The 25559-nt window shown below is 50.3% G+C and carries 29 protein-coding genes and 1 pseudogene; 1 reads left to right on the top strand and 29 read right to left on the bottom strand.

Going from position 1 to position 25559, the window contains the following annotated elements; all coding sequences use genetic code 11:
* Positions 1 to 4 precede the first annotated feature (4 nt).
* The 18 genes and pseudogenes from NQ550_RS20430 to NQ550_RS20515 form a co-directional block, all read right to left on the bottom strand.
* On the bottom strand, positions 5 to 2683 hold the full coding sequence (locus tag NQ550_RS20430; protein WP_259838704.1) for a CD1108 family mobile element protein: 2679 nt from the start codon (positions 2681 to 2683) through the stop codon (positions 5 to 7).
* A gap of 33 nt (positions 2684 to 2716) precedes the next feature.
* Entirely contained in the window at positions 2717 to 5152 is a 2436-nt protein-coding gene (locus NQ550_RS20435) for a VirB4-like conjugal transfer ATPase, CD1110 family (RefSeq protein ID WP_416386312.1), read from the bottom strand.
* Positions 5091 to 5525, bottom strand: coding sequence for a PrgI family protein (locus NQ550_RS20440; RefSeq protein ID WP_025577943.1), 435 nt, complete (start codon positions 5523 to 5525; stop codon positions 5091 to 5093). Before NQ550_RS20440 ends, NQ550_RS20435 begins: the two co-directional genes overlap by 62 nt.
* 36 nt (positions 5526 to 5561) lie before the next feature.
* Positions 5562 to 6302, bottom strand: coding sequence for a hypothetical protein (locus NQ550_RS20445; protein WP_243872589.1), 741 nt, complete (start codon positions 6300 to 6302; stop codon positions 5562 to 5564).
* A gap of 2 nt (positions 6303 to 6304) precedes the next feature.
* A complete protein-coding gene (locus NQ550_RS20450) occupies positions 6305 to 6862 on the bottom strand; it encodes an MT-A70 family methyltransferase (RefSeq protein WP_015542954.1) in 558 nt (185 codons plus the stop codon).
* The gene (locus NQ550_RS20455; RefSeq protein ID WP_015542955.1) at positions 6862 to 7314 is read right to left on the bottom strand and encodes a SpoVG family protein; all 453 of its coding nucleotides are present in this window, start codon (positions 7312 to 7314) and stop codon (positions 6862 to 6864) included. Before NQ550_RS20455 ends, NQ550_RS20450 begins: the two co-directional genes overlap by 1 nt.
* A gap of 38 nt (positions 7315 to 7352) precedes the next feature.
* On the bottom strand, positions 7353 to 8216 hold the full coding sequence (locus tag NQ550_RS20460; protein WP_015542956.1) for a VirB6/TrbL-like conjugal transfer protein, CD1112 family: 864 nt from the start codon (positions 8214 to 8216) through the stop codon (positions 7353 to 7355).
* Positions 8217 to 8226: 10 nt separating this feature from the next.
* Positions 8227 to 8310, bottom strand: a pseudogene (locus NQ550_RS20465) (Maff2 family mobile element protein); the annotation flags it as partial.
* A gap of 91 nt (positions 8311 to 8401) precedes the next feature.
* Positions 8402 to 10072 carry a recombinase family protein gene (locus NQ550_RS20470; RefSeq protein ID WP_005335872.1) on the bottom strand — a complete coding sequence of 557 codons (1671 nt, stop codon included), beginning with the start codon at positions 10070 to 10072 and terminating at the stop codon, positions 8402 to 8404.
* Entirely contained in the window at positions 10073 to 10270 is a 198-nt protein-coding gene (locus tag NQ550_RS20475) for a hypothetical protein (protein WP_002595102.1), read from the bottom strand. It lies immediately after the preceding gene.
* Positions 10271 to 10511: 241 nt separating this feature from the next.
* On the bottom strand, positions 10512 to 11849 hold the full coding sequence (locus tag NQ550_RS20480; protein ID WP_007047420.1) for a virulence-associated E family protein: 1338 nt from the start codon (positions 11847 to 11849) through the stop codon (positions 10512 to 10514).
* Positions 11818 to 12462, bottom strand: a complete 645-nt coding sequence (locus tag NQ550_RS20485) for a CHC2 zinc finger domain-containing protein (RefSeq protein ID WP_002595104.1) — start codon at positions 12460 to 12462, stop codon at positions 11818 to 11820. Before NQ550_RS20485 ends, NQ550_RS20480 begins: the two co-directional genes overlap by 32 nt.
* 66 nt (positions 12463 to 12528) lie before the next feature.
* Positions 12529 to 14103, bottom strand: coding sequence for a MobQ family relaxase (mobQ, locus tag NQ550_RS20490; protein ID WP_002595105.1), 1575 nt, complete (start codon positions 14101 to 14103; stop codon positions 12529 to 12531).
* Positions 14104 to 14206: 103 nt separating this feature from the next.
* A complete protein-coding gene (locus NQ550_RS20495; protein ID WP_002595106.1) occupies positions 14207 to 14623 on the bottom strand; it encodes a hypothetical protein in 417 nt (138 codons plus the stop codon).
* 2 nt (positions 14624 to 14625) lie between these two features.
* Positions 14626 to 14823, bottom strand: coding sequence for a helix-turn-helix transcriptional regulator (locus NQ550_RS20500; RefSeq protein ID WP_002595107.1), 198 nt, complete (start codon positions 14821 to 14823; stop codon positions 14626 to 14628).
* 317 nt (positions 14824 to 15140) lie between these two features.
* A complete protein-coding gene (locus NQ550_RS20505) occupies positions 15141 to 15437 on the bottom strand; it encodes a DUF3847 domain-containing protein (protein ID WP_002592121.1) in 297 nt (98 codons plus the stop codon).
* Entirely contained in the window at positions 15430 to 15771 is a 342-nt protein-coding gene (locus tag NQ550_RS20510) for a helix-turn-helix domain-containing protein (RefSeq protein ID WP_002595108.1), read from the bottom strand. Before NQ550_RS20510 ends, NQ550_RS20505 begins: the two co-directional genes overlap by 8 nt.
* Positions 15768 to 15956 (bottom strand): hypothetical protein, encoded by a 189-nt coding sequence (locus NQ550_RS20515; protein ID WP_002592123.1) that lies wholly within the window; start codon positions 15954 to 15956, stop codon positions 15768 to 15770. The genes NQ550_RS20510 and NQ550_RS20515 overlap by 4 nt, the downstream gene beginning before the upstream one ends.
* A gap of 482 nt (positions 15957 to 16438) precedes the next feature.
* On the opposite strand from NQ550_RS20515, the gene NQ550_RS20520 reads away from it, so the two are divergent.
* Positions 16439 to 17245, top strand: coding sequence for a helix-turn-helix domain-containing protein (locus tag NQ550_RS20520; protein WP_008372835.1), 807 nt, complete (start codon positions 16439 to 16441; stop codon positions 17243 to 17245).
* Between the two features lie 61 nt (positions 17246 to 17306).
* On the opposite strand, the gene NQ550_RS20525 is transcribed toward NQ550_RS20520, so the two are convergent.
* From NQ550_RS20525 to NQ550_RS20575, 11 genes are all read right to left on the bottom strand, one after another.
* Complete coding sequence (locus NQ550_RS20525) at positions 17307 to 18269, bottom strand: DUF3658 domain-containing protein (protein WP_005601707.1); 963 nt, start codon at positions 18267 to 18269, stop codon at positions 17307 to 17309.
* Positions 18270 to 18298: 29 nt separating this feature from the next.
* The gene (locus NQ550_RS20530; protein WP_005335912.1) at positions 18299 to 18676 is read right to left on the bottom strand and encodes a TnpV protein; all 378 of its coding nucleotides are present in this window, start codon (positions 18674 to 18676) and stop codon (positions 18299 to 18301) included.
* Complete coding sequence (locus tag NQ550_RS20535; protein ID WP_002593556.1) at positions 18636 to 18908, bottom strand: helix-turn-helix domain-containing protein; 273 nt, start codon at positions 18906 to 18908, stop codon at positions 18636 to 18638. Before NQ550_RS20535 ends, NQ550_RS20530 begins: the two co-directional genes overlap by 41 nt.
* A gap of 279 nt (positions 18909 to 19187) precedes the next feature.
* Positions 19188 to 20813 carry a recombinase family protein gene (locus NQ550_RS20540; protein WP_002594230.1) on the bottom strand — a complete coding sequence of 542 codons (1626 nt, stop codon included), beginning with the start codon at positions 20811 to 20813 and terminating at the stop codon, positions 19188 to 19190.
* Positions 20814 to 20940: 127 nt separating this feature from the next.
* A complete protein-coding gene (locus NQ550_RS20545) occupies positions 20941 to 21135 on the bottom strand; it encodes a transposon-encoded TnpW family protein (protein ID WP_002594231.1) in 195 nt (64 codons plus the stop codon).
* Positions 21132 to 21986 (bottom strand): ATP-binding protein, encoded by an 855-nt coding sequence (locus NQ550_RS20550; protein ID WP_002594232.1) that lies wholly within the window; start codon positions 21984 to 21986, stop codon positions 21132 to 21134. Before NQ550_RS20550 ends, NQ550_RS20545 begins: the two co-directional genes overlap by 4 nt.
* Positions 21983 to 22723, bottom strand: a complete 741-nt coding sequence (locus NQ550_RS20555) for a replication initiator protein A (protein ID WP_002594233.1) — start codon at positions 22721 to 22723, stop codon at positions 21983 to 21985. The genes NQ550_RS20550 and NQ550_RS20555 overlap by 4 nt, the downstream gene beginning before the upstream one ends.
* A gap of 130 nt (positions 22724 to 22853) precedes the next feature.
* Positions 22854 to 23240: a cysteine-rich VLP domain-containing protein gene (locus NQ550_RS20560; RefSeq protein ID WP_002594234.1), complete on the bottom strand. Its 387-nt coding sequence runs from the start codon at positions 23238 to 23240 to the stop codon at positions 22854 to 22856.
* On the bottom strand, positions 23230 to 24855 hold the full coding sequence (locus NQ550_RS20565) for a relaxase/mobilization nuclease domain-containing protein (protein WP_025577956.1): 1626 nt from the start codon (positions 24853 to 24855) through the stop codon (positions 23230 to 23232). The genes NQ550_RS20560 and NQ550_RS20565 overlap by 11 nt, the downstream gene beginning before the upstream one ends.
* On the bottom strand, positions 24827 to 25222 hold the full coding sequence (locus tag NQ550_RS20570; RefSeq protein ID WP_002594236.1) for a plasmid mobilization protein: 396 nt from the start codon (positions 25220 to 25222) through the stop codon (positions 24827 to 24829). Before NQ550_RS20570 ends, NQ550_RS20565 begins: the two co-directional genes overlap by 29 nt.
* 38 nt (positions 25223 to 25260) lie before the next feature.
* On the bottom strand, positions 25261 to 25482 hold the full coding sequence (locus NQ550_RS20575) for a hypothetical protein (RefSeq protein ID WP_156327584.1): 222 nt from the start codon (positions 25480 to 25482) through the stop codon (positions 25261 to 25263).
* Positions 25483 to 25559 lie beyond the last annotated feature (77 nt).

The following is a 25559-nucleotide window of genomic DNA, read 5'->3' on the forward strand; positions in this document are numbered from 1 at the left end:
TCTGTTAAGGCAGACGCCCAAATGTATAAAAATGCTGCTGCCAGTAGCTTGTATTGATGTTAGCATAAGAGATCGGGTCTCCGCAGTGGATCATCATTCCATTTCCTACATAGATCCCTACATGGCTTGCGCCGCTGGTATTGTAGGTCCCCTGGAAGAAGATCAGGTCGCCCGGTTTTGCATCTGCGCTTGATACCGGCGTACATACACCTAAAAGACCGTCCGCAGTCAGCCTTCCAAAATTCCAGCCGACGCCGCAGTTGTTGATCACCCAGGACACATAGCCGGAACAGTCAAAGGAAGTGGAAGGGCTTGCGCCTCCCCATACATACGGATAGCCAAGATATTTTTCCGCCTCGGCCATCATTGCGGCAAACTGTTCATCCGCAAGGGCTTCCGGTGGAATGTCATAATCGAAGTAGTTTCCTGTGCCGCCTGAACCAACTTCCGGCAGGTGCCGTTCGCTGGTATCGCCGGTATCGGCAAAATACAGGGGATTCAAATACTGGCCGTCAACCAGGACCTCTAAGTGCAGGTGGGGACCGGTGGAATTTCCGGTATTCCCGACCTTTGCGATCACATCCCCGGCTTTGACCTCCTGCCCGGCAGAAACAAGGATCTGGGAACAGTGCCCGTATTTGGTTGTCAGGGTATGTCCTTCGTATGCCTCGCCTTCAATGGCAACACATAAGCCATAACCGCCGGCATTTCCCGCAAGGGTAACTGTTCCGTCATGCCCGGCAAGGATCTCTGTGCCATCCGGCATCCCGATGTCCACACCGGTGTGATAGTTCTTTTCCCCACTGATGGGATGTACCCGGTAGCCGTAGTAGCTGGTCACATAAGGGAGCCAGTTGGTGCCAAAGACATTTTTGACATACTGGCGGTTTCCTTTTGTCTGCAGCAGGATCTCGCAGATCTCTTTCTGGTCTGCGTTCATCCGGGAAACGACCAGGTTTTCCAGAGGTGTGACCGTGAGCTTGACATTTAAGATGCGCCATTCATAAGGCACTTCCTCCTGGGTTTCTTCCCCGGTTTCCGGGTCAACGGAAGTTTCGGTGCGGTAACGGATCTCGGTTTCTTCTGAAAAGGACAGGGTATATTGTTCCTGGAAAAGCTGCCGCAGCACGCTTTCCACTTCATCGTAAGTAAATCCCTGATAAGCAGAAGTCAGATACCCCATCAGCACATACGGGTCATGCTCAATCGCACCCAGGTTATACCGGTATTCGTCATAACCGGGGCGGTCTGATTCCACCCTGTCTATTTCCATTTGCAGATCTGTTTCCCACTCGGTATAGGTAAGCTCCGCCTGATTGATGTCCTGATCGTCTGCGAGATAGGTAGAAGCAGCCAGACTTCCCAGACCGCCGGTCCCAATATTGGAGAACGTGGAAAACAGGGACATGATCAAGAAAATTACCAAAAGGAGAAGCAGGAGGACAAGGCAGATCATAGGGTGCCGTTTGACCGCATGGACAATACCGACGCTGACCCTCTCTGTTGCGACTGCGGCATTTTTTGCCTGTTTCCCGGCTTCACGGGCAGCCTTGGCATACTGCCTTTTCAGTTTTTGTTTCTGCCATATCCGGGCAATCGCATATTTCTTCAGCTCCGGGTGGTCGCTAAGAGCCTGCCGGTAAGCAAGTCTTGCGTTTGCTTTTGCTAATTTTTGCTGTAATTTCGCTGCCTTTCGGTAGGGGGCAGTTTTATGCCGGTGATATGCCGTGCGAAGCCCTGCCTCGCCCACAAGTTCAGAGCGGTGGGCTGCCTTGATGCCCACATTTTCATCCTCTGCCTCATAAATCTTTTTATGAGCGTAACCAATGGCAGTATTGGCGCCCGCCTTGACCGGACGCAGGGGTACAGGTCCTTTTACATGGACCTTTTGGGATTTGACCTCCTTTTCAAATTTTAAGTGTTTTTTGGCTTTTCCGGTCTCCGGGTCGGAAACCGTCTCCATGCGCAGTTTCTTCCGGGCAGGTAGACGATTTTGCGCCTGCTCTGCTTTTTGTGCAGTCCGTTCCGCCTTCCGTCTTGCATGGGTGAGCTTTTTATCCTTTGTCTCCGGCGGTAGTTCATCCGCAGTAAATTCCAGCTTGGATGTTTTCGGCGGTTCGCTATCCATACCCTTTTCCTTCTGCGCTGCCTGTTCCTCCGCCTGTGCCGCTTCCTGAAAACGCTGCTGATATTTGTTCCCATGCTGGTGTGTTCGGTAACGGTGTTCCTGACCGGATCTGTCTGTGCCGTTCGGTGGGGCTGAGCCTTCGGAAGAAGGAGCATATTTTCCGGTATCATGGTCTGTCACATCCTCTGTTACAAAAGAACGCCTGGAAGCCTCCTGCCGGAAATTGCTTCGCACGTTGTCCTGTATCAGGGGCGCTGTCCTGGTAGCATCCGGTGTCTCAAAGTGTTCCGAAAAACCATCCAAAGCGGCTGCATAAGCCTCGCCCTGTTTCAACAAGGACGCCGGTGTTTCCGGTGATAGCTGGGAAAATTCCGTCTGTACAGGGATGTCCTGCCTGTGGGTTTTGCCGGGGACAGAAGAAGGGGTGTCCCGTGCCCTGCGCAGATCAAAATCCTGTGCGGTCTGCCTAGCTGCCGGTTGATCTTCCCCGTGGGAATCACGCACCGGCATCCGGGTATCTTTGCGCTTCCTTTGAAATTCCCTGTCGTGTGCCATTGTTCTCACCTCCGATCCATTTTAATTTTTGTCTCACGCTTTGGTCCCCGCTACTTCATCCGGTCTTGTGGTAAGCACGCTGTACAACAGTGTGTCCTTCGGGAAGTGGTCCACAAAGGGGATGATCACATTTCCAAAGAACAAAAGCCCCTCGCCGGGACCGGAATGGGTCACATAGGAAAGCTGGTGCGGGGAGATCCCCAACTGCTTTGCCAAAATCTGACGGTCTCCCTGGGCCTGGTTGAGCATATAGATAAAGTCTGAGTTCTCAAAAATGTTCTCAATCTCACGGGAAGCCAGAAGGTCCTTGACATTCTGCGTTAAACCTGATGGGATTCCGCCCCATTTACGGAAGCGTTTCCAGATCTCCACGCTGAAACTTCCTGTCTGTCCTTTCAAAAGAAGGTGGAATTCGTCGATATAGAACCAGGTTGTTTTATGTTTGGAACGGTTGGCCGTGACACGGTTCCACACCGCATCCTGCATGATCAAAAGCCCGATTTCCTTTAAGGCTTTTCCCAGTGATTTAAGCTGGAAACACAGTACCCGGTGTTGATCCATCTGGATATTGGAACGATGGTTGAACACGTTAAGGGAACCATTGACATAGATTTCCAGCGCCGTTGCGATATTCTGTGCCTCCGGTTCAGACTGTTTCAAAAGCAGCTCGTAAAGATCGCCTAAGATCGGCATATTTTCCGGGCATGGGTCCTGCAGGTATTCCCGGTACACCAGTCTGGTACAACGGTCGATGATCGTCCTTTCGATAGGGGAAAGCCCTTCTTTGCCCCCGATGATAAGGTCACACAGCGACAGGATAAAATCACTTTTCAAAGTGATCGGGTTTTCATCATCGGAATAGTCCAGATTGATGTCCATAGGGTTGATGTAGTTCGTGGAAGTAGGGGAAATATCAATGACCTGCCCCTGGGAACCGAACTGCTGTACCAGCGGCCCATACTCATTTTCCGGGTCGGCGATAATGATGTCGTCCTCCGTCAGAAGGAACACATTGACGATCTCACGCTTGGCAGAGAAAGATTTACCGCTTCCTGGGGTACCGAGAAACAGCCCATTGGGGTTTTTCAGCGTTTTTCTGTTCGCCATGATCAAGTTATTGGAAAGGGCGTTCAGGCCGTAATACAACGCCTCGCCCTCCTGGAACAATTCACAGGTGGTAAACGGTACAAAGATCGCTGTGCTGCTGGTCGTAAGCCCGCGCTCAATTTCAATCTGGTTCGTACCAAGAGCAAGCGAGGACATAAGCCCCTGTTCCTGCTGGTAATCCAGCCGTTTTAAGGCACAGTTGTATTTCTGTGCCACACCCGAAGCGGCAAAAATATCATTGAACAGCTTTTGGCGTTTGGCAGCGATATTTTCCACCAGTACCGTCACAAGGAACATGCGCTCATTGCGGCTCTGTAAATCCTGCAAAAGATTTTTTGCTTCCTCTCCATAGGTGGCAAGGTCGGTGGGAATGATGTCCATATCATACCCGGATCGGACCGCTTTCTTTTGTTCCTCAATGGTCATTTTCTGCAGGTCCGACATTTTACGCTTGATGTTTCGGATTGCCTGTGCCTGGTCGATAGACTGAATATGCAAGTTGACAGTCACGGCGTCGTTTAAGTCAAGAAGATCCGCTAAAAGCCGGTCAGTAAGCTCCGGCGCCAAAATCTGCAAAAAGGAGACGGCACCGGAATGGTCGCCTACCCGGAATGTCTTTCCATCCTTTGAAAAAGACAGCCCGGATGGGGAAATGAAGTCTTTGGTAGAAAGACCGGTCTTAGGCAGATCCGACCACTGGAAATGAAACTTTTCCTGACCGTCCGGGTGAAGCTGGCCGTGAAGAAGTTCCAGACGTTCCAGTCCGTTTAAGGATCTTGACTGGACTCCAAGGGTTTTGAAATTTGCCAGCACATCCGTTTCAATGCGTTCCAGACGCATTTTCGCAGTACGCAGGTCATCTGCCTCGATCCCAAAGGTAATGTATTTGCGTTTGGTGAGACCGTTATTTCCTTTCTGCAACTGGTTCTTTAACATATCCCCGTATTCCTTGCGGATTCCGTCATACTCGTCGCCGCGGGGAGGGATTTCAATGCTTCTGGTAAAATCCTGCATATTGGCCCGCTGGTTGATAAAGGTAAGCTGCACATGGATCGAAGCATCGAAGTAATTTAAGAAATCGCAGTAACCCTCGAAGATCTGTGCTTTATCATCTGCCTGTGCAAGCTGATAGTTAATATCAAAAAACTGTACCGTTTTGGTGTAAAGGGTATCGGTCAACCGGCAGATCCCATCCCGGTACATTTCACGGTAGGGAATGCTCTGCTGGACCGTCTGCGGGGCATCTGCTTTCAGCCCGGCAAAAAAGCCGCCTTTTTTAGACGGCTTGGAACGGGCAGACTTAGTTTTGCCCTGCTTTGCATCGGATCTGGTCTTTTTGGCCTGCCTGATATTTTTTTGCAGACGCTTTTCCTGAGCTTCCTGCTGCTTGTTTTTTGGCAATCTTTGTAACCTCCTTCTTTGACATAGATTTATACAGGTTATCCGTCCTGTATGGACGGTTCTTCGGCCAGAGCTTATAACGGAGCCGGTTCTTCAAGATCTTTTCTGCCGGCTGTCCGTCACGCTCATACATGGCGAAGAAGAAAAAGGGCATCATCAGCCCGATCATCAAAAGTACAGCCGCCGAATTGCCGATCGCCCCGCGGGTAAAGAAATACACCGGAAGGCCGACAAGCCCGGCAAGACTGAAACAAATAAGCTGGCGCTTCGTCAGATTGAAGGCCAGCTTGGTTTTAACTTTGGTTAAATCCTTTGGTACAGGTACATAAGGCATCTATACACCTCCCATCGTAATATAGTTTCCGGCCCATTACCGTGCACCGAATTCGCGTACCGGTTTCTCCGAAGCCGGACATTCCCGCACTTCCTGAGCCGCATTTTGCAGCCGTGCCAGGACAGAAACAGCCGGTCCTCTCTGACACAGGTATTCCTGGCTATCTCGGATTCCGGCAATATTTTCCCGAATATCCATATCCACGTCGAACACATCCGAAACCGGTAAAAGCCAACGGTCTGCAAAGTATTTCAAAGGATTCTCAAGCGCCAGCACATCATCCAACATTTCATCCCCGAACTCAAACTTTGTTGTCAGATAGGAATACGCCTCCTGCATGGCTGTAATTTCAGCAGCTTTTTCAATTAAGGATTCCTTATCTCTTGACATAAGGCTTTCCCGGTAAGCAAAGTAATTCTGTCCCAGCCGTTTCATCAGGAGTGTATATTTGTCCTGTGCGGAAGCTTCGCTTGTGAAATGTTCAAATTTTTGCTCTGCATCAATTTCTTTGAGAAGATCGCAGATCGGGAAACTATGTTCATGGTTATTTTCTTCCCAGCACCATCGGGCTACGTCCAACGGGTCCTGAAAAGAAAGAAGCGCCTCTACTTCCGCCGGGGTAAATACATGTTCAACCTTCAGATAATAGTGGAGTTCCGAAAGTCCCTGTAACTCGTAAATACTACCGATATTCTGTGCATCCAGCATATCCGCATGAACCTTCAAACACTCGTCCAGCCGTTCCATAAGCAGCCGCTTTGCATCTTGTTCTATCAAAATCACCCCTTTCGCTCCGGCATAGTCAGCGTACAGTTCACTTCATTGCCCCACACATCCCAGCCGGGTGTCTTTTGTCTTGCAAACAGTTCCACTCTGGGCTGATCGCCCATGAGTTTTACGATCTTATCCCGCACCTCGTCCGGTTTCTTGCTGTGCTGCTCAATATGGGAGATTACAAACTGATGGATTCCCGCACACTGGCGTTTCGGTCGGCCTCTGGTTGCCAGCAGGCAGACCTCCGCATTAGATCGGGTCCAAAAGCCCATGCCATAAAACCAGCTATCCGCTTTCCGGTTCTGTTTGAGCCATAGAAAAGCCAGCGTTTTATATTTGAATCCCCAGGCATCGATCACCCGGAAGGCTTCATTGAGCTGCGGGAAGGTCGCCCACAGAAAAAGGGTGCTGTCTTTTGCGGCAAGTTCCGATACCGGCAGGGCACAGATTTCTTCAATGCTCATTGTGGGGTAATGGTTCTCCGCAACGCCGCTTCCATGTTTCCTATCATAGCGCCAGGGCGGATCGGCATAGATAATGCCGTACTGTTTCGTTTCCGGCATTAGCGAGCCTGCTCATTCTTAGATGGGGCAGGTTTGGCCGGCTGTTCTTTGACCTTACCGGCATTTTCCTTCAATGCACCGGTCAGGGAAGGTTTTTCCGCAGCTCCCTTTGTTGCTTCAAGAGTTGCTTGCAAATTTTCAATAGCCTGCCCATATCCATCGATCAGAGCGTCATTAAGCTGTTTGCGGAACTCTGCCGTAACCGGCCAGCAGACATCTTTCCAGTTGCCTCCCTTATCCTGGGTTGCGGGCATATTGACATACAGCCCCTTTTCACTGGAACAGATACGGAAGCCGTCAATCTTAAAGCATCCGCCAATCGTAACATTGGCAAACGCCAGCAGGTTTCCCATTGGGGCGATCGGACGCACGCGGACATCCAGCTTCATGCCGTTTGTCATTTCCGGCGTCTGTGTCTCCGGCGCCATTTTTTCTGTATTGGTTTTACTCATATATAAAATCCTCCTTTTTAGAATTGGTTTTGTTCATGCTATCTTGCATTAAATATGGATTTGGATAACGAACCTGTCTTAAACAGGGCAAAGGCCAGCAGTACCGTATAACCCGCCGTTCCCCAGATCGCGCCGTGCACGTCGCCGGACGATGGGATAGACTGGACCAGCACTGCATAAATGGCAACACAGATCAGAATCAAAAAACCCTGAAAACCCAGGGCAAAAAGGGAACGCAGATACCCGGTTCCCATTTGTCCCCATTCCCGGTTTGCCATTGTGGAAAACGGGATCGGTGCAAGGCTCACGGTTAAATAAATCTCGATCATACGGCCATATACAATGACAAAGATCACGATGGACAGTACCCACATACACAGATTGATGATGTTGGTTTCCAGCCACAGTCCAATCAGTTCCCACATTCCCATTGCTTCAAGCTGGGTTTCCAGATCAGACAACGCCGCCTGCACATCCAGGTTCCCGTTTATGACACCGGCACTTTGCGACACCACATTTTGGGCCACATCAAAGACCGCCATCACAATCGTAAAACAGTTGGTGAGCAGGTAAGTGGCAACAAAAGTCTTGAAAATCCACTTGAAGATGTTGAATGTATCGAATTCGTGCATGTTGTTCTTTTCGAGAATCATCTGGATCAGTTCATACACCAGAACAAAGGTCAGGATCATGCCCGCAATGGGAATGACGACAGTTTCCGAAAGATTTTGGATCATGGAAAATACGCCGCCATTCCAGCCCTGCGGGGTCTGTCCTACTTGATTTGCCACATCCGCAACCTGATTGTTGACGGAGTTGAAAATGCTGGTGTACTGTCCGGTGATCGCATCGATCAAGCCCTCTTTAATCCAGTCTGTTATCCGTTCAAACAGACTGCCCATAAATCAGCCCTTAACCGAACAGGCCGGAAAGCAGCGGAATCAGCGTTGCACCAACCAGAGCGATACCTCCGCCTGCCATAAGCTGTTTTATCCCCAATTAGGTGTAAAACTCTGCTCGATGGCGGGCGGCGGCGTACAAAAAATCTATATGGTATTTTTTAAGAGAACCGTCCCGGCGGGACAGGTCAGGCAGTGACCTGTTCCACCTCCGGGATGGGTTTGAGATTAAAATGAATTTCGATAGAAATGTGTCTTGTTTTATCTTCGTCAATGCGCTCATGCACGACGATTTCTTTGATTAAGCGGTTGAGGGTGGCTGCGTCCAGCTCTGTGATGTTGGCGTATTCCTGAATGGCTTCCACCCATTGTTTTGCGTCATTGGCAAGCTGGACTTCATCGGACAGCCGCTTTCTGCCCTCGGACACTTTTGTTTTAAGCTCCGTCTGCTCGGTCTGTGTCTTTTCCAGCATGGTGTTGAAATTCTGCTCACTGATACGCCCTGCAATCATATCCTCATAAAGCCGCATGACCATTTTGTCCAGAACCTCAATCCGTTCCTCGTCCCTTGTAAGGGAGCGTTCCATTGCTTCCCGCTGTTCCCGCTGCTCGGCTTCACAGGTATTGGTCAGGCGGTCAGCAACCGCTTCCCCGTCCATCAGGGCAGCTCTGGCACATTCCCGGATTTTCCGCAGCACATGGCTGTAAAGGGTGTCATAGTCAATCCGGTGCTGGGTGCAGTGGTTCTTTCCAAAGGCATTGTAGGTCTTGCAGGAGTAAATCCGCTGGGGATGTTTTGCGTTTGTGTAGCGTATCGTCAGCGACTTCCCACACTCGCCGCATTTTATCAGTCCGGCAAACAGGCTGATTTCATTGGTCTGCCCCGGACGCTGGCGGGATTTCAGCTTGTTCTGCACAATATCAAAGCTCATGCGGTCAATCAGCGGTTCGTGCTGTCCCTCAACCACAACCCAGTCCTCCGGTTTCTTTTCCCCAATCGTGCCGATTTTGAAGCGGTAGTCTTTTTTCTGGGAAGCAATCGCCCCGGTGTAGACGGGATTCATCAAAAGGTCTTTGATAACGGAGAAGTCCCACATATACCGCCCGTTTTCCGGGTCTTTCTTTTCCCATTTGGTGCGGGTATTGCGAAGCCCCCGTTCCCGGTTCCACCATGTGGGGCAGGGGATTTTTTCTTCCTCCAGCCGTCTGCGGATATAGTTCGGACCATGACCGTTTAGGGCATATCCGAAAATCAGCCGCACAATCGGGGCGGTTTCCTCGTCAATGAGCAGATGGTTTTTGTCCTCCGGGTCTTTCCGATACCCAAACGGGGCAAGACACCCGGTAAACTGTCCTTTCTGCGCTTTCAGAAGATAAGAGGAATGGACTTTCTTGGAAATATCCTTGCTGTACATCTCGTTCAGGATATTCTTGAACGGGGCAATGTCGTTGTTATCCCGTAAGGTGTCGATACCGTCATTCATGGCGATATAGCGCACCCCGTTTCTTGGGAAAAAGTCCTCAATCAAATGCCCGGTTTGCAGATAGTTACGCCCCAGTCGGCTGAGGTCTTTCGTGATAACAAGGTTGATTTGCCTGCGCTCAATGGATCTCAACATTCTCTGTAAATCAGGACGCTCCATATTAAGACCTGTGAAGCCATCGTCCTGATAGACTGCCACAACCTCCCATCCCTGCTTTTCGCAGTATTTTTCCAGCATATCACGCTGGTTTGCGATACTGGCACTTTCGCCTTGCAGGTCATCGTCCTTTGACAGTCTGCAATAGACCGCTGCACGATAGCCCCCGGCAAGTGCCGAACCGATTGTTCTGTATTCCATTTCGTTCATCATAGCCATTTACCCACACAATCCAGACGGTATCCGGCTCTTTTGAACCTCATCTTCATTATACTTCAATTCTTTCTTTTTAGCAAGATATTCTTTTGTATTTGTCTTGCCGTATTTCTGGGAAATCAGGCTGACGAACACATCGGTGGCGTCCAGCTCCCCGTCAAATACAGTGGTCACATGAATCTCTGTTTTGTTTTTTGCCATAGGCAGTTATCCTCCATACATGAAAATAGCCAGACAGAGGGTGTCGGCAACGAAGTCCGGCAACGGGCTTCAAAAGACCTTGCAAACAATCTCAATCTGGCGGTGGTTACTATTTATACTTTTCTTTTATTTTTCTGTTGTTTTGGTTGTCATAGGGGAGAAAAGCCCGCAGTTATGGGTTTTTCCCCGGCAACCGGCTCGGCAACGGGATAGCAACGAAGTCGGCAACGGGCTGTCATTTTCAGAATGGAAGCTCCATCTGCTCCGTGACCTCCACAAAACCGTCCATAGATTTTTCGGGCGGGTTGTCGGTGTCCGTTGCCGGGATTTCACGCTCCCAGCCCTTTTGTCTGCCATATTCCGCAAACATTCTTGGATTGGAAAAGTAGTTCCACCCGGTAATGCACTGGTTCATTATCTCGTTGATTTCCCGGATTTCCCATTGCTTCGGCTCGTCAAAGGTGTGATTTAAGGCTTCCTTGTAGAGCTGCTTGGAACAGACCGTTTCCCCGGTGTACTTATCAAGGTAAGCCTGTATCATCCCGGCTTTGGTGTCCTCCGGCATAAAATCCCGCTGGTGTTCTTTGAGATACCGCTGCATGGCTGGGCTGAATGACAGCTTGTACCTGCCGCTTCGGTAAATCTCCATTGCTTCCGCCCACATCTGGCTGATATAGGCTCTGGAAGCGGCTTCGTCCTCCAAAATGTGAACCTCGGCTTGCTCCGGGTACACCATGACCGGGATAAATCGGCGGTTGCCGGAACGGTCAAGGGGGAGAAAGTCAAGGGCGTTGGAAGTACCGCCGAACACGCACTGACGGGGACGGTCTGCCGGGTGGGTTTCATAGGGTATCTTATAAACCTCTTTCTGTCGGCTTAGAAAAGACTTGATTTCCTCAATGCTCTTGGCATTGGCGGTTGCCATCATTTCCGACATTTCAATTATCCAGTGACCTTGCAGCTTGCGGTACACGTTATCATCGTCCAGCTTCCGCAAATCATCGGAAAACCACTCGTCCCGGACTGCCAGCAGACGGAAGAAGGTGGACTTGCCAGCCCCCTGACCGCCTACCAGACACAGCATGATTTCAAACTTGCTTCCGGGCTTAAATGCCCTTGTAATCGCCCCCAAAAGAAACAGCTTTAGGGCTTCATAGGTGTAATCGTCCACATCCGCCCCCAGAAAGTGCCGCAGACAGAAGCGGATGCGCTCCGTCCCGTCCCATGCAAGGCTGTTCAGAAAATCCCGGATGGGGTGGTACTTATTCTCATTCGCCACAATCCCGATGGCGGTTTCAATCTTTTTCTCACTGGTCAGCCCGTAGGTTTCCTCCAGATAGAGAAGCAGATACTTCATGTCTGTATCGGTCAGGGCTGTGCTTTCTCTGTGAAAACCGATGGGCTTTATGATGTCCTTTCGGTCGGTCAGGATGTTATAGGCGATTGCCCCGGCAAGCACCGGGTCACGCTGGAATACGGTCAGGCAGTTCCGTATGCTCTGGCGGACACCGCCTTTCTCGGTGGTTTCCAGAGTTGCCTTTACTTCCTCAACGCTCTGGGGCGGCTGCATGGCGTTCATGGTGTTTTTTAGTTCTTGCTGCGTCTGCGGCGGCAAGCTCTGCCATTCGCTGTTCAAGCTGTATCACATCCTTTCCATGTTCCGTAATCAGTGAAGCGATTTCCTCCGTATCCCCAAACAGCAGCACATCCAGCAGATATTCCACATGGGCTTGCTTCTGCAAGGCTTCCACGAACCGGGGATGAAACGCTTCCTCCGGGGAGTGCGGGGCATAGTCGGTTTTCCATACCCGTAAGAGGTGTAGATAATCGGCAAGGACACGGAAGCAATGTGCCTTTGCTTCCCGGAACTGTTCTTCCGGGGATTTCTGCCGGGGCTTGGGCTTCCTTGCCCTGCCCGGTGGCTTCCAGTCCTCATAGGCAAGCCCGAAGTCACTCGCCAACTGTGCGGCGGCTTCCTTTTTCCCCAGCCCGTACAGGGCAGCTACAAAATCAATCACATCCCCATCTGCACCACATCCGAAGCAGTGGAAACGCTTGTCCAGCTTCATGCTGGGGGTCTTATCGTTGTGGAACGGGCAGCAAGCCATCCCGTTTCTGTTTACCCGGATTCCGTAATGCTCCGCAGCCTGTCTTGTCGTAACGGACTGCTTCACAGCTTCAAATACATTCAAATCAATTCCTCCTTGTAAAAAAGAAAAGGCACTTATCATTCTCAATCTGAAAATGGCAAGTGCCTGTTAAAGTTCCATATCCTGTTGTTTGTGTTTCGTCTGCGCCGGGGCGTTTTTCTGTGCTCTCTTCTCGTCAGCCTTATCCTGCAAGACTTCTTTGAGGGGCTGCTTCTTGGGCGGCTCTTTGCTTTCCTCTGTGCCGGGTGTGGCTTTCCGTACCCAGTAGCGGATGTCCCACAGCTTCTTCAAATCTTCCTGCACCTCGGTCAACGGTACTTTCAAGTCTGCGATTTCGTCCACAAGCTTCGCCTGTTCCTGCAAAAGCTCCTTTTTCGTGCTGTCCTTATCGTCCGGGTGCTTGGCAAGGTAGGCACTGGCTTTCTCAAACCGGGCAACCTCCGGGTGTTCCAGCTTGAATTTTTCCTTAGTTTTCTTGAAAAATATCTTCTGGTATTTCTCATAAACGGGCTTACATTCCTTACAGTCCGTCCGGGCGGCAAGGATAGCGTCAATCACGTTGCTGCGGGTTTCCTTTGGCTTCATCTGCTTTCGGTAGTCGGCGGCAGATTTCCCGGACGTTTCTATAAAGTTTTCCAAATCCTCCACGGTGGAAAGTCCCTTTCTCTGGAGATAGGACAGGGCTTCGCTGACTGCCTTTAAGTCTTTGGAAGTCCCCCGGCTTTGTCCCGCCCGTGTCCAGCTGCTCCGTTCTGCCTTTCGTATCTCCATATACTTCATCAGCAGATTGGGAAGAAAGACCGCTTCCTCCGCAGCTTTTTGGGCAAGCAGTTCATTCCGCTTTTCGCTAAGCTCCGCAATCCAGCCTTTGAGATTTTTAATAAGCTGCCGGATGGACTTCATCAAACTATTGGCGGCTTTGATTTCTCGGTTCAGGTTGCCGATGTTCGTCTGAATCCCACGCTTTTCCATCTGCCGGACAGCAGCCCCTTCATGGACGGTAGGGATAATATCAAGCCCCTGTCTTTCGTAAGAACGGAGATCTACTCGTTCCGGGCGGTTGTTGGCTTCCAGATAGCGGTTTTGGATGACCTCCCATTCATGCCGCCAGATTTCGCCATATTTGCGGTCGTTCCAGTCAACCGTATCTTCCTTGTGGCTTTTCCACCTGCCGGACGGGAGCTTGATTCGTTCCCCGTTCTTATCAAGTTCATAGACCTTGCGGCTCTTGGGAAGCCATTTCCCACGCTCATCCATTGCCCGCATGGTCAGCATGACATGGGCGTGTGGGTTTCCGTCCCCTTTGTCATGGATGGCAAAATCCACGCACATTCCTTTGGAAACAAACTGCTGGCGGCAGAAATCCCGTACAAGGGCGGCGTACTGGTCGGGCGGTATCTCTCTGGGAATGGAAAGCACCCACCGCCTTGCAAGCTGGGAGTTCCATTGCTTCTCAACAGCTTCGGCAGCGTTCCAGAGGGTGTTGCGGTCTGTGTACTCCAGGGGAGCGTTTGCCGGGAGCAGGATTTCATTGTGGACGATACCACGCTTTTCCGGGTAGTGTTTTACTTCCTGGTCATATTCACAGAACAGCTTTTCGCCGCTCTGGTAAGCAGCGGCGGCAACCGCAGACTGGCGGTGGCTGCGCTGCACAATAGAGATTTCGTTGTGTGGACAGGGCATTTTGTGTTCCTCCTTTCCGTTTTTGGACATAGAAAAAGCAGGATACCTTTTCAGATTTCCTGCTTGTTGTGCCGCTGGGGGCGGCGGGTATTTAGTAATACATTTACATAGTTTTGTGCAAGTACCAAAGTCGCACAATAAATACAATTTGTCCAATAGCATAAGCCCCAATAATAGTGAAACATGGGACTACTGTCATATATCCGGTGAAAATCAAAGCAAAAATAGAAACAGCAATCGTAACATTCATTACCTTGAAGCCACTTGCCATAGCAGCATTACTAAGCGAAATATTTCTCTCGTCATTTTCCTCTATTTCCATTTCTTTGGTTTTCTTAACGAACAAGTCGCACACACCAGATACAATCAGCAAAATTCCAATGAGAGATGTACCTACTACTATTAAGTCGGGACGTGGCACAGGTATTATTTCATGTACTCCCAAACCGTATGTTAGCAATCCTCCCAGTAGAATAATCATTCCTGTAACTGTCATTAAAATCAACAACCTTTTTTTCATAATCAATCCTCCTCGTAAATAAAAATTTCTTCAATACTCATGTTGAAATATCTGGCAATCTTAAATGCCAACTGAATAGATGGGTTATAGCGTCCGTTTTCCAAAGAGCCGATGGTCTGTCGTGATACTTCCAATGCATTTGCTAAATCTTCTTGCTTTATGCCTCGTTGCTTTCGTAATTCTTCCAGGCGATTTTTCATGTCATCCTCCTCTCTTATGGAAAGTTAACTTTCCATGCTTCCATTATATCACATAGTTCTTTTATGTCAAGTTAGCTTTCCATTTGCATTATATTTTATGAAACTTATCGGCTGGGAACAGCTTGCAACGCAAGGTGTCCCCAGATGGCAAGTCCACAAAAGGGTAGCTGGCGGCAGCCAGCGCAGGGGAAGCGTAGCGTCCCCTGTATGATTTGGAGCAGACCTTGACTGCGGAAAATCACAGCCCTCCGGCAAGGAGCCTTCGGAGAACGCAATGCACCAACCTCTGGGTGGTGTATAATTGCGCCCTTAGTAAACTAAGGGGTTTCCGGCTTCTCCCGTTCCAGCAGTTTTTTCAATAGTTCCTGCGTGTCCTGCCTGTGAAAAATGAGTTTCAACAACAGCATGACATCATCATCTGTCAGGCGTTCCGGCTCTTGCAGAAAACTTTCCAGCATACCGCCACGGGTACAGAGCCGGTGCGTTCGTTCCTTTCGGGTAAGCTGCTTTAACTGGTACTGCAATGCCTTTTCATCATTGATGGCTTTCCGCAGTTTCTTTTCGCTTTTCTCCAGCTCCCAGTTGAGTTTTTCCAGCTTTGAGGTCTCAGGCAAGGGCAGCGTCCTCCTTTCCCGGTATCAGCACATAAATCCGGTTTGGTTCTCCCACGCCCTGACGCACCCGCATGATAAGCCCAGCGGTTTCCAGTTCATTCAGAGAACGCTTGACCGTCATGGAGTTGCGGGACAGGACTGTAGCAATGGCTGTGACAGGGAAGCAGACAAACAGGATTCCGTTTTCGTCCTCCTGCCCTTTGGATAGCATAGCGTCCAGCATCCGGCAGTACATGACCTTTGCGGTGCTGCTGACTGGAAATCCTGTCAACGCTATGGGAAATGGCATACACGGCGGCAATGGTGTGTCTATCGTCATAAATTCAAAATTCATTCGGTGTGTTCCTCCTTTTTCTTTGCTCGTTTGGATAAATAACGGGGGCAGTCAACCACAACCGCCCGGAAGCTCTGCCTGCACCCATGCTGGCATTTCCGGCATAATTCGTTGTAAGTGACACGCCCCCGGTCATTGAGGTAAAAGGAAAGCTCATGCTTCCTCTTTTTGCTCATTCTCGGCATATTGCGCTTCCTCCCGTTTTTGTGTATGGTTTCGGGGCGATTTTCGGCAAAATTACGGTCATAGAGCCGCTTAAAATCTCCCGAAGTATCAGCGATAGGGTAGACTATCCCCCTATCAGATTGTCGTGTTTCGGTATCATTTCGGTGTCAGTTCGCCAGTTCTCCCCGGTGTCGTTCCTCCCCTGAATCTCACAGCGGCGTATCGCTCCCTTTGGTACGCTCGTTTCGGTCAGGGTTCCTCCATATCCCTGCCAAAAGTCATGGCGCTACATCGCCGGGGAAGCATATCCCACACAGGCTGGTCATTCGATTGGAATAATCCATCGATGAACTACCTGTATCATAGAACATTTTTGTGCCCTGTGCCGTATATCCACAAAGTAGGAATCAGGGGGAAAATCAGAAATTTCCACGATTGCGGAAAGTGTGATATAATCCAGTTAAACGGCAGAAATAAAACCACCGGAAAGGAGCGTGCGCCCATGAAAGTTGCAACAAGCATACAGGAACGCCTTTGGGAACTCCGCAAAGACAAAGGCTTAAATCTGGAAGAACTATCAAAGCTGACGGGCATTTCTAAATCAGCCCTTGGCAGTTATGAAAAAGAGGATTATAAGGAAATCAATCATGGCAACCTTATCACGCTGGCAGACTTCTATGGGGTTTCCGTCGATTATCTGCTGTGCCGGACAGAGAACAGGGAGCAGATCAACACGCCACTGACGGAGCTGCATTTGAACGATGAGATGGTGGCACTGCTGAAAAGCGGTCGGATTAACAACCGTCTGCTCTGCGAACTTGCCACCCATAAGGACTTTATCAAGTTTCTTGCGGACATTGAGATTTATGTGGACGGGATTGCCACCATGCAAATCCAAAATCTCAACTCCCTTGTTGATACCGTCCGGCATGAAATTATTGAACGGTATCGCCCTGGCGAAGATGACCCGCATTTGAAGGTGCTGCAAGCCGCACATATCAGTGATGATGAGTATTTCAGTCACATGGTTCTGGATGACCTCAACCTGATTATCCGGGATATTCGGGAATTCCACAAAAAGGACAGCGAGAGTGCGCCCCAAACTACCGTTGCCGATGAACTGAAAGAAAATCTGGAAGCGGTCGAAAATTTCAAGGGCAGTCGAGATGAAAAACTGGTTATCCTTTACTGCAAGCAGCTTGGTATCAACTATAAAAACCTGTCAGAAGAAGAATTTCGCTGGTTCATTCGTATTCTCAAAAAATCAAAGAAAATGGGAACGCCTATCAGCCAGAGGAAAAAACGGTAAAGGAAAACCGCTGTTGCATGGTTTGTTGGATTCCATGTAGCAGCGGTTTGTGCTGTGGTTATTATTTCATTCGTTTTCTTAATATTCGGCGATAATTTGTTTCTCCCTTTGGTGCGTCCTGTATAATTTCCAACACACCATCTTCAAGCATTTTATCAATGCGATTGGAAATCCATACATCACTAATTCCAAGTTGATATTTTCCTAAAACATTACCTATGACAATAGCCATTTTGAATTGCTCTGGCTGTTCCGCAATTTCACGAAGAATGAAACTATCATATATATCTTCTGAAACGCTTTGCAATTTACCATTTAACATTGCACGCAAAGGTGCATTTTCATTTTGAAGTTGATTCCATTTCATAGTACAAGCTGAAAGAAATACAGGATTAGCTTTCTCTTGTAGAGTTATATAGTTTCCCCATTCGCCAGGAGACACCTCGCCCCATGCTATTTTGGATGTCATAGTATTTTCTTTTCCATATTCCCATGTAGGTAACTTAACCAAATAAATTGTTGTCTGGCAGTTTAATGGTTGAAGTTGTTTCATAAGCCAATACATACCACAAAGCTCATCTGGATTATAGCTATACCAAATGCGAATTTCTTCCCCAGCTACATATCGTTCAATCACTGAGGTCAATGTAGTTTTAATTTTCTGTATTTTTTCTTCAACCTGATAATCTAAATCCTCTACAAAGCAGACAGACAGCATTTTCTTGAAAATATTTTTCCGCTGTTCGCCAATTCCATTATCAGAAATATCTCCCACACTAAGAACCATATCAAAACAATAAACATCACTGCTCTTGCCTCCCAATGGAATAGCATTCTCCCAAGCAATGCGTTCTTGTTCCTGTGCTTGAAGCTGTGCCTTTTTCATTTCATCTGAAGATGGAACACTCCCGTCTTCGTGCCTCATAAATATTGAAACAGCACTTCCTCTATACTTTCCCTTGCCGTAAGTTTGGGCAATTTTCAAACTTCCACAGGCACTTTCACCAAATACAATTTCAATCATCTTATATACCTCCGATTTAATTGCTCCCGTTATGAATAAATCATCTCATACAAAACAATTTCTTCTGCCCTGTTGTGAATGTTATTGCAACGCTGCACCCATTCCATTTGTCGGGTACACTTCAATTCCTCTGTCACGCCCTCGGTAGCTTTCATCTGCTCCATGATAGTGTCTAACCGTTTTTGTGCCTGTTCATTCAGGTCTGCAAGATATGTCAACAATTCTCCGGTCAGTATCAATGTATTCAATCTGGCTGGGTGGACTTCTCTTAAATATTCCCGGTGCATTCGTCCGTACTTTCCGATAGGGCGGTGTTCCTCCGGCAGTTTCAAGCCTGGAATGTAGTAATCTCCGACAAGGATATAATCAATTCCGTTTTCCGTTATTCTTGGTTTCAATTCGCTCATGTTCCTTACCTCCTGTGGAAGCAGGCTCGTCTGGTACTAACTCAATCACATCAGTAATCTCACAATTCAGAGTTTCACAGATACGGGCTAATGTATCCATGCTGATGTGCTTTCCCTCTTTGCTCATGTTGGCAATCATATTTGTTGTCATACCAGCAGCAAGCCTTAAATCCTCTTTTCTCATATCACGCTCTAACAGTGTGTGCCAGAGTGGTTTATAGCTGATGTGCATATTGTTTTCCTGCCTTTCTATCCATACCACCGGGGCGGTTGCCCCGGCAGGAACTTTTCTCTTATTATAACACCAATCTTGTGAAATCACAATTTATTCTTGTAGCCTGCCGCTGATACCGTCTGGATTGTGCATTCCCTTTCTTTTTGTTCCCTTTAATTAGCCATGAACTGCTTGATCCCCTGGGATTTTGCTTATGTGTGATAAAGAAGTAATAGAAGTGTAAAAAATTTTGCCGTTCCTATCCGGCACATGAGGTATGTCGGATAGGTCGGGCGGTTAGGTGTCGGGCAGTTCTACCTTGCCGACAAAAGAATAATAGATTTCGATTTCCTGTCTGCGTAACTTGCCCCGGCGTTTCCCGTCAAGGGCAACGCTTTCATGGACAACGATTTTCTCCACAAACTCCCGCAGCAGAGTAGGGGTAAGTTCTTCAATGGTAGTGTGCCTGCGTACCACATTCATAAACTTTTCAGCGTTTGCGGTGGCTTCCTGCGCTTTGGAAAGTTCTTCCCGCAGTCTGGCGGCACGTTCTTTCAGTTCTTTCTGCTCGGCTTCATAGTCTGCCGACAGCTCTGTGAAACGCTCGTCCGATATGCGCCCGGTTACGCTGTCCTCATACAGCCGCTTGAAGATAGCAGATAACTCGGCTATGCGTTTCTCGGCGGCTTCCAGCTCCTTTTTCTTGGCGGCGTTCCTGCGTCTGTCCCCGTCCTCATTCTGCTCGATTAAAAGCTTCATAAACCGGGCTTCATGCTTTGCCGCATAGCTGGTAACTTTCCGCAGATTGGAGAGTACGCCAGCGGTCAAGAGGTCAGTGCGGATAAAGTGCGCTGTGCAGTCGGCGGTGCGTTTCTTGTAGCTTCCGCAGATATAACAGTCCTGCTTGCGCTTGTCCGTCTGGTATCGCTGCTGGTACATGACGCTGCCGCAGTCGGCACAAAAGAGTATGCCGGAGAACAAGCCCACTTCGTCATAACGGTTGGGGCGTTTGCGCTGCTTGCGTAACTCCTGCACCCGTTCCCACGTTTCCCGGTCAATGATAGGCTCATGGTGGTTCTCAAAAACCGCCTGCTTTTCCGGGGGATTTTCTATGCTGTGTTTCAGCTTGTAGGACGGCTTCTCGGTCTTAAAGTTTACCAGACAGCCCGTATATTCCCGGTTTTCCAGCAGATGAACCACGGTATTGGTCGCCCACTTGCACTCATAGCCGGGGTGGTAGCGGCGGGTGCTGCCCGTCCTGCGGTATTCCAGCGTCCCCGGCGTGGGGATTTGCTGCTCGGTCAGCATACGGGCTATCTTGGTCGGACCGTTCCCGGCAAGGCAAAGGCTGTAAATCTGCCGTACCACCGGGGCGGCTTCCTCGTCAATGATAAAGTTTTCGTCCTCGTCCATGAGGTAGCCATAGACGGGCTTGCTTGTGATGGGCTTTCCGCTCATGCCCTTAGAGCGTTTTACTGCCTTGATTTTCTTGCTCGTATCTCTCACCAGCCATTCGTTAAAAATGTTCCGCAGCGGGGCAAAATCATTTTCCCCCTGTGCGCTGTCCACTCCGTCATTGATAGCGATGAAGCGGACACCTTTCTGTGGGAAAATCATTTCTGTGTACATTCCCACCTGTAAGTAGTTTCGCCCTAACCTCGACATATCCTTGACGATAACTGTCCCGACTTTCCCTGCTTCAATGTCTGCAAGCATGGCTTGAAATCCGGGTCTTTGAAAGTTCGCACCGGAATAACCGTCGTCGGTGTACCAGCGCAGATTAGAAAATCCATTCTGTTTGGCATAGGTTTCCAAAATCCTCTTTTGGTTGGAAATGGAATTGCTCTCGCCTTGCAGCTCGTCCTCATGGGACAGTCTTGGGTAAAGGGCGGTAATGAGTTGCTGGGTGGTCTGTCTTAACATAAATTCCTCCGTTTCCGACAGCCAGCCCCACTATTCCGTACCTTGATTGTACCACATGGGGCGGCTGTCTGTATAGCGGCAAAAGCGTCAAATCTGCTTCTTTACGGTCGGTAAAAATGACGGTTTTTCAATCAGGCTTATCACAGGTCAAATATCCGGCGGCGGCTTCTGCTTCCAGCACTTTCATCATCTTGTCAGCGGCGGTGTCGGTCGCCCCCTCCTTGAAAAAGCCAGACACCACAAGGATTGTGTTGCCTATCCTCGTTTCGGTCACGCAGTCCGGGCGGCGGGCAGGGCGTTTGTTTCTCTGGGTGTCGGTCATAGGCAAATCTCCTTTCCGGCAAGCAGCCGTTTCAGCTGTTCCATTTTTCCCTGTGCGGCGGCTTTCCTCAAATTCTCCCCGGTAAAGCAGAGAGGGGAACACATTTCAAGCAGGCGGTCATAAATCCGGGCGTGGGCGGTGTCCTCCGGGTGCTGCAATTCCTCCAGCGTGAGGTTGGTCGTCACAATCAGCGGCTTCCTGCTCCGGTAGCGGCTGTCAATCACATTGTAGACCTGTTCCAGACCGTATTCTGTGCCACGCTCCATTCCAAAATCGTCAATGATGAGCAGGGGGAAGCTGCAAAGGCGGGAAATATATTCGTTCCTGCCCGCAAAGCTGGCGGCAAGGTCGTTTAATATTGCTGCAAAGTTTGTCATGCACACCGGGACTTCCTGCTCCATGAGGGCGTTTGCAATACACCCGGCAAAATAGCTTTTCCCAGTGCCTACCCTGCCCCACAAGAGCAGCCCGTAGTTCCCGTCCTTTATCTGTTCCCAGCGTGCCACATATCCGGCGGCGTTCTTCATCTGCGGGCAGCTGCCGTTATCGTTGGCAAATGTCCAGTCCTGCATGGTCTTGTCTGTAAAGCCCTGCCGTTTCAGCCGTTCCACCGTTTCAAGGTGGCTGCGCCGCTTCTCGGCGGCTTCCCGTTCCTTACGGGCTGCCCGCTGGCAGTCGCACTCTGACGGGTGGCGGTCACGCCCGAAAAAGGTCTTGCCCTCCGGGAAATAGGCTTCTTTGGGTTTCCGGCATTTGCCGCAGTATAAAAGCCCGTCCTCCCCGGTGTAATCCTCCGGCTCGGCTGTGGTGTCGGTCATAGGCAGTATGGTGTTGTGGATTGTATCGGTCATAGGCTTTCTCCCTCCTTGAATGAATAGTCCGGTATGCCTTTCTTTGGCTTCTCTTTGGCAGCGTCCTCCTGCGCCCACTTGTAAATGGTGGCTGCATGGCTCTGGTACTGCTTCCCGGTGGAAGCGATGTGGCAGGAAAGGCGGTCAAGGTAATACTCCCACTTGCCGGGGAAGTCCTGTTCCAGCTCCAAAAGTTCTGTGTCAGAAAGAAATACATTTTTATATCTGCCATAAGCGGCGGGGGGCTGCCCCTCACTCGCTCCTTTTGTTTGGCTCTCTATTAGGTTGTTTATATTAGTTTGGTTAGGGGACGGTTTTCCGACCGTCATAAGGTCAGTTTTCCGGCTGTCAGTTGGTCGGTTTCCCGCCCTTATGAGGGGCGGTTTTCCGTCCGTCAGTTGGTCGGAAAACTGTACCACTGGGATAGGCGGCACTTTCACATACAGACGGTTGGCGGCAGAAAAGCCCGTCCGTCTGCGTTCCAGCAGCCCGGCAGCGTCCAGTTCGTTCAGTGCGCCCTTTATGGTGGTGCAGCCTTTATCCAGCATTTCCGCTATCTCTGCTATGGGGTAGACAATGTATGTCCGTCCCTCGCTGTCCTGCCAGCCGTTCTTCTGCGAAAGGGTGGAACGGTCTAACAGCAGCGCATATAACTCTCTTGCGGTGTGGGATAGGTCTGTTTCCAGCAGGAAACGGGGGTAAGGCAGGTAAGCGGGCAGCTCCGTTCCTGCGGTCATATAATCAGCGATAGGGTTCACCTCCTTGTGGTGTCTGTCTGTGGGTTCTGTTACGCTTTTAGGGGGCGTTTTTAAGGGAAAAGGATAAATGTATCACGCACCCTTTGACACCCTCCAAAAAAGCCTTGATTTATGCGGGTTTGAAATGCCCTAAAGCGTGACATTTCTCCCTTTGTTTCCGCTTCCGTTTGGCGGCGTTTATCCGCTTCATGCGTCCGGCGCAGTCCGGGCAGTATTTCCCCCGGTTGGATTTTGGGAAGAAGAACGCCCCGCAGACAGCGCAGCGTTTCCGGCTTCCCCGGCGCAAGAGGGCGGCTTCCAGTGCTTCATCAAGGGGCAGGACAGCGGCGGTAAACCAGCGGCAGAGCAGCGAATAGCTGATACTCTGTACACACACGCAAGGCTCGCCGTCCTCCAACAGCAGGCAGTTCCCGCTGTCATAGTTGCAGCACTCATGCACAAGGCGGCGGGCTGCCCGGTACTGGCGGTAGTCCATGCGGGGGATATTACCGTTCATGGCTCTGCTCCTTTCTGCGCTGCGGCTCGCTCCGGCGTAAAATCTGGTCGATATTGCCCTTGACAGTCTGCAAGCGGCGGTACTCCTCCCGTTTTGCCCGGTAATCGTTGTAGCCGCTGTTTTTCTCTTTGATAAGGCTTTCAATCTCTGCTTGCAGGGATTTATAGCTCGGCAGCTTGGAAATGCCGTTCTCCCTGAAATAGCGGGCGGCTGCGTCTGCTATGATAAAGTCACTTTCATGCTTCTGACGGTAGGCTGCTTTTGCTTTGGCGTTTTTCTGCTGTTTCAGCCCGTCCCGGACAGGGCGGGTCTTGGAATAGGCAAGCACCTGCCGTTGCAGCTCCTTTTTCCCGTTCAGCGTCTTTTCCACCTGCTTCAACCACGCAAGGCTTTCCTGCATGGCGGCATAGGCGGCAGAACAGGCTTCGTCCAGTTCCTCCGGGGAGGAAAAGCCGTACTGCTGATAGGCGGTAACGGTAGCTGCCATTTGCTTTAGGTTGTGCTTTGCCGCCCAGCGGTCATAGCCCACGCCCTTGCCCTCGGCTCGCTTGGCTTCCCGGTCAACCATGCGCTGCAAGGTGTTGTCTGCCGTGGTGGTTTTTGCAGCTTTTTCCCCTTGTAACGGCTTTTTAACTGCGGCAGGGTATTCGGGTATGGCTTTGGTCTGTTCGGCAGCTCTGTGGGCGTTCTGCGTGAGCAGGGCAAGGACAGCAGCCTTGTCAAAATCGTCCCCCAGCTTTCGGGCTGTGATAGGCTTTGTCCTGTCCGGCGTGAGGTAGGAAAGCCGCCCCCGGCTCTCCTTGACGGTCACACCCTCCCGCAGCAAAAGGGAAGAAAACTCGTCAAAGCTGCCAGCTTGGGAAAGTGCCTGCCGTATCGTCCGGCGCAGCTTCGCCTTGTCCGTTTCAAACTTGGTGGGCTTGGTCGGCTGTCCGGCGGCTTCTCTGGCGGCGTTCTCTTTGTCAAGGGCAAGCTGCCCTTTCTTTGCCGCCCAGTATTCCCGTTCGGTTATCCGTTCCTTGCTGCCGTTCAAGAGGTCGATTTGGTAAAGCCCCTCCCGGTGGCACATTTCCATGACTTCGCTCTTGAAATATTCCATAGCGGCGTTGGTGCAGCGGTGCTTGCAGCCCTCCAGCGTGTCGGCTGGTCTGTCCATGTAGGGCAGAAGCGGGACTTCGTAAATCCGCAGGGAGTTGATGACGATATGCACATGGATATTCCCGCTGTGGTTATGCCCGTCCGGGTGGGTGCAGATTAGGGCTTGGTGTCCGGGGAAATGCTCCTTGCAGAACTGCTCGCCCAGCTCCTGCGCCCGGTCTACGGTCAAGCCGTTGTCTGTCCCGTCCCGTGGGTCAAAGCTGATGATATAGTGGTGGCTTTTCACATCTTCCCGTTTTTGGTTTTTCTCATAGCGGAGATTGGCTCGCATACAGGCAACAGCGAAATCCTCGCCCCCGCAGTTGAGGGAAGAAATGCGGTAATCCTCCCTCGGTATCAGCCGCCCGTTTTCATCAAGGGTGGCTTTCATGGTAAACTCGTCATGCTCAAATGTGAGATAGGCTTCCGCTGCGCCATAGTCGGCGTTTTTAGAGCTGATATGTTTGAATGTTGCCAACAGCGTCACCCACTTTCTGCAAGACTTCAAACTTTAGGGCAGCAAGGTCGGAAACCGCCGCCCGTACCTCCCCGGCAAGCTGCGGATAGGGACTGTGCCACTCGTTCAGCGTCCGGGCTATCTGGTTTAAGTTGCCGCCGATCCTCCCGTATTCGGCGGTCAGCTTCCCGACAGCGGCAAGCAGCTCGTCATTGATGGGGGAAACGGTTATGATGGGGCGTATGGCTGCCCCGGTTATGGCTTGCCGGATAAACTCGGCTTGGCTCATGTGGTAAGCAGAAAGCCGCTGGGCAAACTCGGCGTATTCTTCCTCGGTCATGCGTGTTTTGACTACCCGGCTGCGGTGCGGCGTGTTGTATCGTTTCATAGGTGGTTGACCTCCTTTCTGTGCGTGGTGTCCTCTCACTAATAGGAGAAAAACAGGGTGTGAAGCGGAACTGTTTTTGAAAAATCCGAAAAATATTTTGAGGGGTTTTTCAGCGGCGCAAGCCGCATAAGCAGGGTTTGGGGAAGGCACTCCCCAACAAGATTCCCGCAGGGGCAAAATGAGCGATAAGCGAATTTTGGCACCTCGGTAGAATCTTGCTCTAAGAAACTGCCGGCCTGCCGTTCACTTGCTACTGCCACTTTTTCAGAAAATCTATAACCAGCTTTTTTTATAAAAGGCTGCGGGCTGGCGTTTTTCCCTTACTCCCTACAAACCA

Source organism: Blautia wexlerae DSM 19850 (assembly GCF_025148125.1).
Lineage (GTDB): Bacteria > Bacillota > Clostridia > Lachnospirales > Lachnospiraceae > Blautia_A > Blautia_A wexlerae.

Coding starts and splice junctions, on each gene's coding strand:
- NQ550_RS20440 (WP_025577943.1), bottom strand. CDS start 5,525: ATGCCTTATGTACCTGTACCAAAGGATTTAACCAAAGTTAAAACCAAG.
- NQ550_RS20560 (WP_002594234.1), bottom strand. CDS start 23,240: ATGAACGGTAATATCCCCCGCATGGACTACCGCCAGTACCGGGCAGCC.
- NQ550_RS20550 (WP_002594232.1), bottom strand. CDS start 21,986: ATGACCGATACAATCCACAACACCATACTGCCTATGACCGACACCACA.
- NQ550_RS20510 (WP_002595108.1), bottom strand. CDS start 15,771: ATGAATTTTGAATTTATGACGATAGACACACCATTGCCGCCGTGTATG.
- NQ550_RS20525 (WP_005601707.1), bottom strand. CDS start 18,269: ATGATTGAAATTGTATTTGGTGAAAGTGCCTGTGGAAGTTTGAAAATT.
- NQ550_RS20470 (WP_005335872.1), bottom strand. CDS start 10,072: ATGGCTATGATGAACGAAATGGAATACAGAACAATCGGTTCGGCACTT.
- NQ550_RS20495 (WP_002595106.1), bottom strand. CDS start 14,623: ATGAAAAAAAGGTTGTTGATTTTAATGACAGTTACAGGAATGATTATT.
- NQ550_RS20460 (WP_015542956.1), bottom strand. CDS start 8,216: ATGGGCAGTCTGTTTGAACGGATAACAGACTGGATTAAAGAGGGCTTG.
- NQ550_RS20455 (WP_015542955.1), bottom strand. CDS start 7,314: ATGAGTAAAACCAATACAGAAAAAATGGCGCCGGAGACACAGACGCCG.
- NQ550_RS20530 (WP_005335912.1), bottom strand. CDS start 18,676: ATGAGCGAATTGAAACCAAGAATAACGGAAAACGGAATTGATTATATC.
- NQ550_RS20545 (WP_002594231.1), bottom strand. CDS start 21,135: ATGACCGACACCCAGAGAAACAAACGCCCTGCCCGCCGCCCGGACTGC.
- NQ550_RS20535 (WP_002593556.1), bottom strand. CDS start 18,908: ATGCACATCAGCTATAAACCACTCTGGCACACACTGTTAGAGCGTGAT.
- NQ550_RS20475 (WP_002595102.1), bottom strand. CDS start 10,270: ATGGCAAAAAACAAAACAGAGATTCATGTGACCACTGTATTTGACGGG.
- NQ550_RS20555 (WP_002594233.1), bottom strand. CDS start 22,723: ATGACCGCAGGAACGGAGCTGCCCGCTTACCTGCCTTACCCCCGTTTC.
- NQ550_RS20520 (WP_008372835.1), top strand. CDS start 16,439: ATGAAAGTTGCAACAAGCATACAGGAACGCCTTTGGGAACTCCGCAAA.
- NQ550_RS20500 (WP_002595107.1), bottom strand. CDS start 14,823: ATGAAAAATCGCCTGGAAGAATTACGAAAGCAACGAGGCATAAAGCAA.
- NQ550_RS20540 (WP_002594230.1), bottom strand. CDS start 20,813: ATGTTAAGACAGACCACCCAGCAACTCATTACCGCCCTTTACCCAAGA.
- NQ550_RS20515 (WP_002592123.1), bottom strand. CDS start 15,956: ATGCCGAGAATGAGCAAAAAGAGGAAGCATGAGCTTTCCTTTTACCTC.
- NQ550_RS20450 (WP_015542954.1), bottom strand. CDS start 6,862: ATGCCGGAAACGAAACAGTACGGCATTATCTATGCCGATCCGCCCTGG.
- NQ550_RS20570 (WP_002594236.1), bottom strand. CDS start 25,222: ATGAAACGATACAACACGCCGCACCGCAGCCGGGTAGTCAAAACACGC.
- mobQ (WP_002595105.1), bottom strand. CDS start 14,103: ATGCCCTGTCCACACAACGAAATCTCTATTGTGCAGCGCAGCCACCGC.
- NQ550_RS20480 (WP_007047420.1), bottom strand. CDS start 11,849: ATGAACGCCATGCAGCCGCCCCAGAGCGTTGAGGAAGTAAAGGCAACT.
- NQ550_RS20430 (WP_259838704.1), bottom strand. CDS start 2,683: ATGGCACACGACAGGGAATTTCAAAGGAAGCGCAAAGATACCCGGATG.